This window comes from Nitrosospira sp. NRS527 (assembly GCF_018406445.1).
Classification (GTDB): domain Bacteria; phylum Pseudomonadota; class Gammaproteobacteria; order Burkholderiales; family Nitrosomonadaceae; genus Nitrosospira; species Nitrosospira briensis.
Genome location: NZ_AP024515.1, coordinates 50,672 through 63,229, shown reverse-complemented (window position 1 = coordinate 63,229; position 12,558 = coordinate 50,672). Strand labels below are relative to the sequence as shown.

The 12,558-nt window shown below is 52.3% G+C and carries 13 protein-coding genes; 2 read left to right on the top strand and 11 right to left on the bottom strand.

Annotated features, from left to right (window positions below):
- Positions 1-17: 17 nt before the first annotated feature.
- Positions 18-641: a 5-formyltetrahydrofolate cyclo-ligase gene (locus tag KJS40_RS00320; protein WP_213538607.1), complete on the top strand. Its 624-nt coding sequence runs from the start codon at positions 18-20 to the stop codon at positions 639-641.
- A 124-nt stretch (positions 642-765) separates the two neighbouring features.
- Here the strand turns inward: KJS40_RS00320 and rapZ are convergent, their stop codons facing one another.
- From rapZ to KJS40_RS00265, 11 genes are all read right to left on the bottom strand, one after another.
- A complete protein-coding gene (gene rapZ / locus KJS40_RS00315; protein ID WP_213538606.1) occupies positions 766-1,605 on the bottom strand; it encodes an RNase adapter RapZ in 840 nt (279 codons plus the stop codon).
- 43 nt (positions 1,606-1,648) lie between these two features.
- On the bottom strand, positions 1,649-2,617 hold the full coding sequence (gene hprK, locus KJS40_RS00310) for an HPr(Ser) kinase/phosphatase (protein WP_213538605.1): 969 nt from the start codon (positions 2,615-2,617) through the stop codon (positions 1,649-1,651).
- A gap of 84 nt (positions 2,618-2,701) precedes the next feature.
- Positions 2,702-3,034 (bottom strand): ribosome-associated translation inhibitor RaiA, encoded by a 333-nt coding sequence (raiA, locus tag KJS40_RS00305; protein WP_213538604.1) that lies wholly within the window; start codon positions 3,032-3,034, stop codon positions 2,702-2,704.
- A gap of 19 nt (positions 3,035-3,053) precedes the next feature.
- Positions 3,054-4,523, bottom strand: coding sequence for an RNA polymerase factor sigma-54 (locus KJS40_RS00300; RefSeq protein ID WP_213538603.1), 1,470 nt, complete (start codon positions 4,521-4,523; stop codon positions 3,054-3,056).
- Positions 4,524-4,572: 49 nt separating this feature from the next.
- Complete coding sequence (lptB, locus tag KJS40_RS00295) at positions 4,573-5,295, bottom strand: LPS export ABC transporter ATP-binding protein (RefSeq protein ID WP_213538602.1); 723 nt, start codon at positions 5,293-5,295, stop codon at positions 4,573-4,575.
- Positions 5,296-5,322: 27 nt separating this feature from the next.
- Positions 5,323-5,937 carry a lipopolysaccharide transport periplasmic protein LptA gene (gene lptA / locus KJS40_RS00290; protein ID WP_244859631.1) on the bottom strand — a complete coding sequence of 205 codons (615 nt, stop codon included), beginning with the start codon at positions 5,935-5,937 and terminating at the stop codon, positions 5,323-5,325.
- Positions 5,921-6,493: an LPS export ABC transporter periplasmic protein LptC gene (gene lptC, locus KJS40_RS00285; protein WP_213538601.1), complete on the bottom strand. Its 573-nt coding sequence runs from the start codon at positions 6,491-6,493 to the stop codon at positions 5,921-5,923. The genes lptA and lptC overlap by 17 nt, the downstream gene beginning before the upstream one ends.
- Positions 6,490-7,014, bottom strand: coding sequence for an HAD-IIIA family hydrolase (locus tag KJS40_RS00280; RefSeq protein WP_025041453.1), 525 nt, complete (start codon positions 7,012-7,014; stop codon positions 6,490-6,492). Before KJS40_RS00280 ends, lptC begins: the two co-directional genes overlap by 4 nt.
- Positions 7,015-7,553: 539 nt before the next feature.
- Positions 7,554-8,498, bottom strand: a complete 945-nt coding sequence (ispH, locus tag KJS40_RS00275; RefSeq protein ID WP_025041454.1) for a 4-hydroxy-3-methylbut-2-enyl diphosphate reductase — start codon at positions 8,496-8,498, stop codon at positions 7,554-7,556.
- A gap of 573 nt (positions 8,499-9,071) precedes the next feature.
- Entirely contained in the window at positions 9,072-10,076 is a 1,005-nt protein-coding gene (locus tag KJS40_RS00270) for a cobalamin-binding protein (RefSeq protein ID WP_244859630.1), read from the bottom strand.
- 87 nt (positions 10,077-10,163) lie between these two features.
- The gene (locus KJS40_RS00265) at positions 10,164-11,285 is read right to left on the bottom strand and encodes a 3-deoxy-7-phosphoheptulonate synthase (RefSeq protein ID WP_213538600.1); all 1,122 of its coding nucleotides are present in this window, start codon (positions 11,283-11,285) and stop codon (positions 10,164-10,166) included.
- A 315-nt stretch (positions 11,286-11,600) separates the two neighbouring features.
- Between KJS40_RS00265 and miaA the strand changes: the two genes are divergently transcribed.
- Positions 11,601-12,524 (top strand): tRNA (adenosine(37)-N6)-dimethylallyltransferase MiaA, encoded by a 924-nt coding sequence (miaA, locus tag KJS40_RS00260; protein WP_213539648.1) that lies wholly within the window; start codon positions 11,601-11,603, stop codon positions 12,522-12,524.
- Positions 12,525-12,558 lie beyond the last annotated feature (34 nt).

Sequence of the window (12,558 nt, the reverse complement as noted above, 5' to 3'; positions counted from 1 at the left end):
GATAGCGCTTCAAGATGATGAATAACTGGCAAGCGTGGAGAAAGCAGCAGCGCGCAGAGTTGATGGTACGCAGGGAATGCGTTACCGAAGGGGAGCACCGCCGCTGGAGTACGGCTATCACAGCCTTGCTGGAACAGGGCTTTCCATCCTTGCAGCGGAACGTGGTGGGGTTTTGCTGGCCTCATCGAGGCGAATACGATCCGCGCCCGCTGATGAATTTTATCCGGGAACGCGGCGCGACGCTTGCACTGCCCGAAGTAGTGAATAAACAGGAACCACTGTGTTTTCGCAGATGGTGGCCGGGTGCGCCGATGAAAAAGGGGACCTATGACATTCCGGTACCTGATAATACCGGCGTGGTCACGGTTGGCGCGCTGGTAATCCCAATGATAGGCTTCGACCAACTGGGCTTCAGGCTGGGATATGGTGGCGGTTATTTTGATCGTACTTTGATCGCGATCACTCCCCGGCCTTTGGCGATCGGCGTCGCGTTCGAAATTTTGAGAATGCACACTACGCATCCGCAACCGCACGATATTCCGATGGATTTTATTGTGACCGAGGCCGGAATTTATCGGGTGGCGGCAACCGGCCTGATGTTGATCTCTCCCGAAGAATGCGCGGCAGAGACACTCCGGTAAGGTCATAACCAGCGATGGCATTCAGCCCCACCGCTGTGTGCAAGCTTCAGTATATTTTCCGGGTGGAATAAAGAAGACGATATTCGTACCGGAATGAGCTTGCACTTTCCCTTCAGCCAGAGCTCTACACATCAAACTCCCTGTGCCGTACCAGAACCTGGTTGTTTCCGCAAAAATACCGTGCCAACCGTTCAGCGAAATAAACCGAGCGATGACGTCCGCCGGTGCAACCGATACTCACAGTCAGATAATTGCGATTGTCGCGAACGAAGCAGGGTAGCCAGTCGTCCACAAATCGCTTGATGTCCTCAAACATTTTATTGACGTTGGCTTGCGCATCAAGGTATTCAATTACCGCGGCATCTTTTCCGGTAAGAGGCCGCAGCAGCGCCTCGTAGTGCGGATTGGGAAGACAGCGAATATCGAATACCATGTCGGAATCCAGAGGGATGCCGTGTTTGAAGCCGAATGACTGGAACAGGAGAGTCAGGCTTGCATGATTCAGACCGACAAAATCCCTTATCCATGCCCGCAATGAACTGGCGCTCAAATCGCTGGTATCGATGCGGTTTGCAAGATCGTGTATCTCGCGCAGCATTTCGCGTTCCAACTCTATACTTTCCGGCAAAGTCGAGCGGTTATCGCTGAGTGGATGGCGGCGCCGAGTTTCCGAAAAACGCTTTACCAGCGTATCGGTTTTAGTTTCAAGGAACAGCAGGTGCACTTCCATTCCCTGCCGCCTTAGATCGGCCAAGCGTTGCGGCAACAAATGCAAGGTTTCGCGGCTCCTTGCGTCGATACTGACCGCTACGCGCTGGTGTCCGGATTCCTTCAAATATACCGTAACCTCCGGCAGCAGGTTTGCTGGAAGATTGTCCACGCAATAGTAGCCACTGTCCTCGAGCACGGTAAGGGCGATACTCTTGCCGGAACCGGAGAGGCCGCTAATGACGATCAGCTGCATTTTTCGAATACGAGCGGAGAATTAATGGTTCCCGCCCTGCAATTCAAAGTTCATTTTCCTGCTTTTGTCTATTTTGGCCATTTTCCATTTCCTGTTGATGTCGCGCAAAGAATTCCTGAGCACTGTCTATACCACGAAGTTGCAGAACATAATTGCGCACCGCCGCTTCTACCAGCACGGCCAGATTTCGCCCAGCGGCAACCGGGATGATCACCTTGCGGATATTGACGTCCAGGACGCTTTCAGTAACATCGTTGATCGGCAGTCGTTCCATCGTGTTGAAATCAACGCTGCTGGGTTTTTGCAAATGCACGATGAGCTTCATGTTTTTTTTCCGGCGTACCGCGGTCTCGCCAAAAATAGTTCGGATGTTCAGCATCCCCAACCCACGCACTTCAAGAAAATCACGTAATATCGGAGGACAGCAACCTTCCAGCGTTTCTGGCGCAATTCTATAAAGTTCCACGACATCATCCGCAACGAGCCCATGGCCCCGGCTCACGAGTTCCAACGCCAATTCGCTTTTGCCGACGCTGCTTTCACCGGTGATCATTACGCCCATTCCCAGAACGTCCAGCAGTACGCCATGGCGGCTACAGGAGGGCGCAAGGACGCGCCCCAGATAGGGGCGTAACGTCCAGATCACCTCCAGACTGGAGTAGGGTGAACAGAAAAGGGGAGTGCGGGTGGCATCCGCCAAGGCTCTTATCGAGTCCGGCACTGAACCGCCACCGGCAACGATAATGCACAGGAGGTCGCTTTGCGCGATCTGCTGCATACTCTGCGCCAGCGACTCGGCACCAAGCGTGTTGAGATACTTGGCTTCGGTCTCGCTCAGTACCTGTATCCAGTTAGGGTGGATGAAATTGAGGTGACCGATCATTCCCTGTGTCGACCGGGCAACGGCTTCCGCGTCCAGATACCGGTCGCCGCCGTCTTTACCGGCTTCCCAGGTCAGGCTCAGATTTGACTGCTTGTCTTCAAATAGCTGTGCAACGTTAAATCGGGGCATCTGGTTTGAATCATCTCCCAAGTTATAGGACAAAGGGGCAAAGCTTCCGCTTATCTAACAATGCTAAAGTCCTGATTGAGCCGATTATTCAGGTTGTTCGACATCCTGATTCTTTAATGCGCCGATATTACGTTGGCTTTCATTTTTTTTCTTGTGCTTGAGCATCTGGCGGTCAAGCTTATCCATCAAGTTATCGATGGAAACGTACATATCGGAACCGTCAGCCTCGACAAAAATATCCTTACCAGGCACATGGACATTTGCTTCAGCCTTTTGCTTAAGCTTTTCCACGGATAGAATCACGTTGATATCGATGACGTTGTCGACATGACGCATAACCCGCGTCAGCTTTGACGTAACGTAATCGCGCAGCGCAGGAGTAATTTCTACGTGGTGACCGGTAAGATTGAGATTCATCATGTCTCCTTGGCTTGGATTAAAAAGATTTCCGAAGATTAACGGGAGGAATTTGTATGGACTCCCGATATTTTGCCACGGTACGGCGGGCAACCATAATTCCCTGCTGCCCCAGAATTTCTGAAATCTGGCTATCGCTCAGTGGCTTCTGTGCATTTTCGGCGTTTATCATTTGCTTGATCAGAGCACGAATTGCGGTGGCGGAACAAGCACCGCCGGTGTCGGTCGCTACATGACTGCCAAAGAAATATTTTAATTCGAATATGCCCCGTGGCGTCCTCATGAATTTTTGTGTCGTTACCCGCGAAATCGTGGATTCATGCAAGTCAAGCGTATCCGCAATTTCCCGCAATACCATGGGGCGCATGGCCACTGCGCCATGCTCGAAAAACTGTTGCTGGCGTTCGACCACTGCTGAGGATACCTTGAGTATCGTGCTGAAACGCTGATGTACGTTCTTGATGAGCCATTTCGCCTCATTCAGATGGCCCGACAGGCCTCGTGCGGAATCATCATGAGAGCGTTTCAGGATATCAGCATAGAGCCGGTTGATTTTGAGGCGGGGCATTGCTTCAGGATTAAGGCTGGCTACCCATGAACCGCTGATCTTTGTCACAATTACGTCGGGTATGATGTAACGGGCGACAGTGGAACTGAATGCCATGCCGGGTCTCGGGTTCAGTCGGGTAATCAGGTGCCGGATCGATCGCAGACATTCATCATCACAGTGCAGCAGTTTTTTAATGGTGGCGAAATCCCGTAATGCCAGGCTTTCAAGATCGTCATTCACCAGCAGCACCGCCTGATCCAGGTAAGGAGTACATCCCGGCAGCGCATGCAATTGCATGAGCAGGCATTCCCTGAGGTTACGCGCCCCAATGCCGGGAGGATCCATGCGTTGCAACTGTTCCAGAGCATTGTGAAGATCGTCGATGTCTATCGCGAGCTCGGGCGGCAGCAGTTCAACGAGCTCTTCAAGATCCTGTGCAAGATAGCCGTCGTCATCCAGACTATCGATCAGCAAACCAACGATTCTTCGCCCACGCTCCGGAATCTGGCTAAGACTTAGCTGCAGGTTAAGATATTCACGCAAGCTGGGCGGTTCCGCCGCTTGTTGCTGAAAATCCCGTTCGTCATCATCATCCCGCGTGTTGCGAACGGCTCTATCGTCCGAGAACCAGTCTGACTCATCGGTCATCTTTCTCGTGTCGGAGCTGTCCTCGATAGAAAGCAATTTCGCACTGGCTTCATCCGGAATCTCAATCAGATCCGATAACGGCTCTGCCCGAATATCGTTGGGCATATTCCGATAGTCGATCGTATCGCTACCGATATGATCGTCAAGTTCAAGGAGAGGATTTTCTTGAACCATACGTTCTATTTCCTGGCTCAGTTCTGCCGTGGAAAGCTGTAGCAGCCGTATGGATTGTTGCAATTGCGGAGTAAGCGTCAGGTGCTGCGACAGCTTAAACTGAAGAGTAGGCTTCATAATTTGGAATACCCACGGTAAGGCAAGATTCGTGCGGACCGAATCTTTTTCACAGCTTGAAATGTTCTCCCAGATATACTTTTCTCACACTTTCATTATAGATGATTTCATCAGGGTTTCCGCTAGCCAGGACTTTTCCTTCGCTGATGATATAGGCATGATCACAAATCCCCAACGTTTCCCTGACATTATGGTCTGTAATGAGCACACCGATGCCACGCTCCTTCAGGAACCCGATGATTTTCTGGATATCCAGCACGGCAATAGGATCCACACCGGCAAACGGTTCGTCCAACAGGATAAAGCGCGGCTGCGTTGCCAATGCCCGGGCGATTTCGACACGGCGTCGCTCGCCTCCGGATAAGCTGATTGCCGGATTGGTCCGTATGTGACTGATGTGCAGATCATGCAGCAGATCGTCGAGATGCTGCTGCACTTCATCGCGCGTATAATTTTTCAGTTCCAGTACTGCCCGAATATTATCGGCCACGGACAGTCGCTTGAAAATTGAAGCCTCCTGGGGCAAATAGCTCAGGCCCAGGCGCGCGCGCAGATGCATCGGCATTGGGCTCAAATCGACATCGTCCAAGGATATGCTGCCACCATCCAGGGGTACCAACCCTACCATCATGTAAAAACAGGTGGTCTTGCCTGCGCCATTGGGGCCCAGCAGGCCGACCACTTCACCGCTGCTGACAGAAAGTGAAACGTCTTGTACCACCGTCCGGGATTTATATCGCTTTTTTAAATTAACGGCTTTTAATTCGCTCATTTTTCGGGATCCGGGCGTTAGTCGATTTCATTCATCTTTTTCAGCGTCTGGTTTCGGCTCCTTCTTCTTGGGCTGGATGACCAGCCTCACTCTCCCCTCGGATTGGCTCTGAGCACTCGTATCGTTGTTCCCGGTCACCTGAAAAAACTCATTCAGTGCATCGTAAGAAATATAATCGCCATGCACTTCATCCTGGCCACGTCTCAGTCTCGCCTTCTTGAAGAGCTGCACCTTATCCGCCTTGGCGTCATATTCCATGCGCTCGCTCCAACCCTCGACGTACTCGTCCTTGCCATCGCGCTTTTGACGGAAACTGGCAAGATTACCGAAAGCCGTGGCGTGCTGGAAACCGCTGGCATCTTCTTTCACGGTCATCTTGTCGGCACGGATAATCAGCGTGCCCTGCGTGAGGACTACGTTACCAATGAATGTAGCAAGCTTGTTGGCATCCTGGACAGTGGCCCGGTCAGACTCCAGATGAACCGGTTTATCGCTATCGGCCCGTTCCGCCAGCACGGGTCCTGTAAACAGCAGGGAAGCAAAAAATACAGTAAAAAATATCCCGCCCCGAGTGATGTTCGCAGCGGTTGCCGTGGAATTCGCATGGCACCTGCTCAGGGATTCCCTAGCGGGCATTGTCATGAATAACTCTTACGCGTGAGAACAACTGAGTGATATTGGTGCGGCCGTTCATTTCCATGCCGACTGCGTTGATAACAGATTTTTTTTCGGTAATAACCACGGGTTTATCGGTTCTGGCGATGTCATCATCCGGAATCAAGTGCAACAAGCTGGTCGTCATGGTTGTCTCGCTCCTGCCTTTGGCAGCGTTCCTCAATACCATAACGTTACCCGTAAGATAAATGTCTTCGTTATTGCTGGACATCTTCGCTTTGTCCGCTTTTATTTGCAGCGCCGGTTTACCGGGTTCGGTGTTGATAAAAAGGGGTTGCTCCAGATCAGTGGTATCGTCGTCCGGGTAATGCACCATTTCCTTCGCGACGAGCGTGTGGCGCGCAAGACCATCCTGATCCATGCGAGTGACCGAGAAGTTTTCCATCCTGTAATCGGGGGTACGGCCAATTTCGTTGTCTTGTGCCGGAGAAGGTGTTCGTGCCGACTGGCTCAGCCAGAATGACAGCGCTGCGAGCAGGGCGAGTAGAATGAGGGGAAGCCCGGGAAACAGGCGAGCGATCATTTAAGGTACATCGCCAATTGCGCGTTGAGGGTATCCTGAGCCTGCATGACCATTTCGCATACTTCGCGTACCGCGCCGCGCCCGCCCTCAAGACGCGTAACGTAATGCGCATGCTTCTTCACCAGAGAAGGCGCAGCAGGTACGGTGAGCGCAAGACCGCAACGTAACATCACCGGTAAATCTATCAGGTCATCCCCCATATACGCACACGCCGAAGCATCCAGGTCCTGTTCCTCCAGCAGCGTCTCGAATACAGGCAATTTGGTTTTTGCCCCCTGATGAACGACGGTCACACCCCAATCTTTTGCCTTCAGTTCGACGCAGCGCGATTTTCTGCCAGTGATCAGCGCGATTTTGACGCCGCTTGCCTTGAGCATTTTCAGACCATGACCATCATGACTATTGAATGCCTTGATCTCCTCGCCGCCATCTGTGAGATAGAGAGTGCCGTCGGTAAGGACTCCGTCCACATCGAAGATAACCATGCGTATCTTCCTGGCCCTTTCTTGTATGTGTTCCATCAATATTACAACGGCCGATTGCGCGGCCGGCCTGAATAAATAATTGGTTTTTCTTGATGTGAAACAAGCAGCGTACCGCCGTCAAGATCATATAGTCCCGTATCTTGCAATGCGTTCTCCCTGCCTCCCCCTCTTGACGCGGCATATAGCATTTGTCCAAACCATCCTGTTGGGATAGATGGTGCGCGCGAAGAAGATCTGGATGAAGACTTCTCGCTCCAGATAATTCTGCCTATAGATATTCCGGAATCGAATGAATGCCGCAGGCGCATAAACGTGGCGATCCGGCAGTCATCTCAGCGACGGCTCGCCATATTCCAAAGAGGGATAAGCATCTCCCGCTGGAGAATAAAATTATACCCGATAAGAACCGGCCCCAATAAACCGGCTGAGCGCTTTATCCTTCACTCCTGCGAAAGTGAAACACTATGAATATGACAACAAGGAAGCGGGACGGTTCGCCGTATTGCGTCGGCGCTGCACTGCTGCGCGCAAGGCGTTTGCTCGTGTAAAAAAGATTTTACGGTTCCTGGCCGCGATTAATTTTTAGGGAGCGGAAACACTACCGACTCAACCACGCCGCTCAATTCCTCTACGACCACGTCTCTTCCCGCTTGTCCTGCTCCTATCTGTCTTAGCCGTGAAATTACCTCCTGCACCAGCACTTCGGGCGCTGAAGCGCCAGCAGTGATGCCGATCTGGTCTTTTCCTTCCAGCCATTTCTCCTGCAATTGCTCGGCACGATCTATCATATAAGCGTCCACGCCGGCATTTCTCGCGACTTCACACAAACGGTTGGAGTTAGAGCTATTGGGTGAGCCGACAACAATGACGAGATCACACTGCTTGACCATCATTTTTACCGCATCCTGGCGATTTTGCGTCGCATAGCAAATATCGTCTTTTTTCGGTCCGGTAATTTTTGGAAAGCGCTTTTTCAAAGCCTTGATCACTCGCGTCGCATCATCCACCGACAAGGTCGTCTGGGTAACATACGCCAGATGAGTCGGGTCTTTGACCACCAGATTCTCGACATCCTCTTCTGTTTCCACCAGGTACATGCAGGGACCGTCTCCTTCGGCCTGACCCATCGTGCCTTCAACCTCCGGATGGCCCGCATGACCGATCATGATAATTTCTCTCCCCTGTTCCCGCATCTTTGCCACTTCAATATGAACTTTGGTCACCAGCGGGCAAGTGGCGTCGAACACCTTGAACTGTTGCGCTTCGGCTTCTCGCCGCACCTCATGGGAGACGCCGTGCGCGCTAAAAATCAGAATACTGCCAATGGGTACTTCGTCGAGATTCTCGACAAATACAGCGCCCTTTTTTTCCAGGTTCTCCACCACGAAACGGTTGTGCACCACCTCGTGGCGCACGTAAATGGGCGCGCCATGCATGGTCAACGCACGTTCGACGATTTCAATCGCGCGATCGACGCCAGCGCAGAAACCACGGGGGTTAGCAAGTAATACCTTGATCATTGTTCATTCTCCATAAAAACGATTCCATCAACCAGCCGCTGTCGGCGGTATCGTTTGTTGTTCAGCATTCATTTAACCTAAATCCGGTAGTTGGACGGGGGGAAGTGTACAGTTTTTGCGGTGCAGGGCAAGGCGCAACGACGCGGAATGGTCATTCCATTCCAAGGAGTTGCAACGCAGCCATGTACCGCAAAAACTGTGCAATTCACCTCGTAGCGCCCTCACCCAAAAGGTGAGGGTCAAATAACATGAGATATTGTTATTAATCATAACACTGATCTATTAAATGAGCGGTCAACTACCGGATTTAGGTTTATGGCACATACGCAGACGCATGCGCGGACAGGGAAATCGGTAATCCATACAAAAAGCCGGATCGTTATTTTAGCAGCCTGTCGGACTTGAAGGAAATCGGCTGCAAAAGCGTCTGGCTGGTTCATATTTCGCCGCTTTTTCGCTGCGATTCTTCAAGTCCGACAGGCTGCTAGAGCATTCATATAATTCCTCAAGATAACTTTCTGTCAATGAAATCCGGTTCCGTTTTTGTATTAAGCGTTTGAAAACCTGCGCGTATCATTGACCGATCATTACCTCACCGCACCCTCTTTTTTCCTGGCTTGACCGGACGCTCTCCAACTGTGCGCATACGGTTCTCGCAGCCTGCAATATACGCACCGTCTGGCGATGCAAGAGATCCGGGTGCACGAAAAACAAATGGTTGCCCCGGACCGCCCGGATTTGCGGGAATCGGCGAAACAGCGCCTCTACCCCCGTTTCAGCCGGCCCCAACGGTACACTGCTGATGATGGCATGGGGGTCGGCTTCCAGCAGATTTTCCGCAGATATCACAGGCGTTATAGAAGACGCGGACTCGAAAATATTGATGCCGCCACAAATGTTGATAATATCGCTGATGACATGTTCACCGTTCACCGTCATCAGCGGTTGATGCCAGATTAACTGAAATACGCTGATTTTACGCCGGTCGCCATAATTACGCTTGATTTGCTGCAATTCCTCTTCATAAGCGCTTGCCCCAGGTTCCGCTTGCGCTGCCGTTCCCGTCAGCTTACCGATCGTCCGCAACAACCGTGGAATGTCTTCCAGTCGGGTTGCTTCAACGGCAAAAACGGTCAGGCCTAATTTCTCCAGTTTCTCGATATCAGACCGCCCATTACCGCTACGCCATGCAATCACGAGATCTGGCTTGAGTGCAATGATTCTCTCCAAATCGAGACTGGAAGAATCGCCAACGTCAGGAACAGACTTGGCCGCGTCGGGAAAATCGCTGTAGCGGCTGACGCCCACGAGTTTATCGCCGGCCCCGGCTGAGAATACCAGTTCGGTAATATTCGGGGAAAGCGAGACGAGACGGCTGGCGAATCGATCCAGGCGAATATCATGCCCCCGATCATCGACCAGGCTGATTGGAAAAGTGGAGGACGCGGAAAACGACGAGGTTTTCTCTGCAGTTTGAACAACGCCGGCGATACCGATGGAAGCCGGCATCCATCCTGAAAACACAAGCAGCAGTATTAAAACATGGCGCCGTATTTGTTTACGGGATTTACGGGACATGGGAAGGTAAAAGTGAGCAGGCTTCCGAAGCGGGTGCTCACAGTCCGGGATTTTTAGACAATTCCCTGGAAAGAAGACGAGGGGAGGCTATTCGTCCTCCCGATAACGTCCAGCCAGGGCCACACGCTGTTCATACGCTTCGCGCGCTATCCGAACGTCTTCCAGAAAAAAAGGCAGTTCCCTGATCAGCATTGCCTGCGGCCCATCCACCAGCGCTTTTCCCGGCACAGGATGAAAATCCACCAGCACCATATTGGCGCCCGCGATCACCCCCTGTGCTGTCACGTGCATGATATCAAGTATGCCATCGGGCGAAGACGCGCGAAGACCGACGGAATGCGAGGGGTCGATGCAGACCGGCATGCGCGTGAGACGCTTGACTACCGGTACATGCGCAAAATCCACGAAGTTACGATGCGGATCCGCCATGTTGGTTTTCATGCCCCGCAAGCCAAAGACGACTTTGCGATTACCCTCGGAAGCCAGGTATTCCGCAGCGTTCAATGATTCATCCAGCGTAATGCCAAAGCCGCGTTTGAGCAATACCGGAAAATCCTGCTGGCGCCCGACGATTTTCAGCAATTCGAAATTCTGGGTGTTGCGTGTTCCTATCTGCAACATGACGCCGGTGGAGTTGCCCGTCCGGTAAAGGGCCTCGCAAATCTCTTCCACGTGAGACTCATGAGTAATCTCCATGGCTATCACTTTGATGCCATATTTCCCCGCCAGTTCGAAGACATAAGGCAAACAGGCCTTGCCATGGCCCTGAAATGAATATGGGCTGGTGCGCGGCTTATAAGCGCCCATGCGCGTGCATACCTGACCATTATCCCGTAACGCCTGCATCATCAGCTCGACATGCTCCAGCGTATCCACGGCGCATAGTCCGGCGAAAACGTTCAGCGTATCCTGTCCGAAGCGCACGCCGTTATAGTCGAAATGGGTAGGCCTGTGATCGTCCTTGTGCCGGCCGAGAACGCGATACTCCTCCGAGATTCGGACTACCTGCTCGACACAAGGCAGATTTTGCATGTCCTCGATCAGCAGGGCCTTGGTGTTTCCGATCAGATAAACTTCGGTAAGCGCCTGCTCGATCCCCACTTCAGTGTGCACGCGCGTGGAAATACCGGGCAGATTGGCAAGATGCCCCAGCAACTGTTTGAATTCGGGAGTATCAGGCCGAGTATCCGGGGTCAGGACAAGAATCATGGAATAGTATCGGGTGTCGACAAACCGGCGGGCGCGAAAAGGGGTAGCGCTAAAGGCGTGGCGTGTGGGAAAAGTGGAATTCTAACCGAAAAAACCCACCCTTGCCATTCAATCGAATATGGCGTTTAATGATTTTTTCGTGGCATCACCAACCTCCCCTTAAATCCAGAAATTCACAACAAAAGGCACAAAAATGGCCTGCGGTCGCCGTGCGATCAAGAATATGAGCCGTCCTCGCCTCGTTTACCCGTGACAGAACAAAGCGTAAAACTTGAAAGGCCTGAAGTCGCCACCTTTCCCCCCGTGATTTTTCTGATGGGTCCTACCGCAAGCGGCAAAAGCGGTATAGCGTTGGAAATCGCCCGGCACTTCCCCGTGGAGATCGTTAGCGTGGACTCCGCCCAGGTCTTCCGGTACATGAATATCGGCACTGCTAAACCCAATGCCGAATCCATGGCATCCCTGCCACACCATCTCATCGACCTGATCGAGCCGCATGAGTGTTATTCCGTTGCTCAATTTGTCGATGACGCGCTTGTCGCAATGCGCGAAATTACGGAACGAGGCAATATTCCATTGCTGGCGGGTGGCACGATGCTTTATTTCAGAATGTTGCTGGAAGGCCTTTCCGCGCTCCCTTCCGCGAACAGCAGCCTGCGCCGGCGGATCAAAGCCAAAGCGGAACAGAACGGTTGGCACGAAATGCACAATGAGCTGTTACAGCTTGACCCAGCCAGCGCGGCGCGAATCAAGCCTACAGATAGCCAGCGCATTCAGCGTGCGCTGGAAGTGTGTTATTTAGCCGGCAAACCTATGTCGGAGATTCTGAAGAAACCCAGAAATGCCTGCCTTCCCTATCGCGCGATCAAGATTGCCCTGATTCCCGGCGACCGGAGCGCACTGCATCAGCGCATTGCGCAACGTTTCGAGGCGATGCTCAAGCTGGGATTAATCGATGAAGTTCGGGCAATCCGTGATAAATTCTGCCTGAACGATGCAAACCCTTCGATGCGTTGCGTTGGGTATCGGCAAGCATGGATGTATCTGGAAAAGGAAATCAATGCGGCGACGATGCGCGAAATGGCGTTGGCCGCTACGCGGCAACTCGCAAAACGGCAGCTCACCTGGCTGCGTTCCATGAAAGGGGTGCGGGAATTCGATTGCCTGGCGGAAAATTTGCCGGAACAGGTGCGCGGTTACCTCGCAGACACTGGCTTAAAAGCTGCGTCGGTTTCATAATCACGGGGTTCGTTACATCTCATTTTAATTTTTT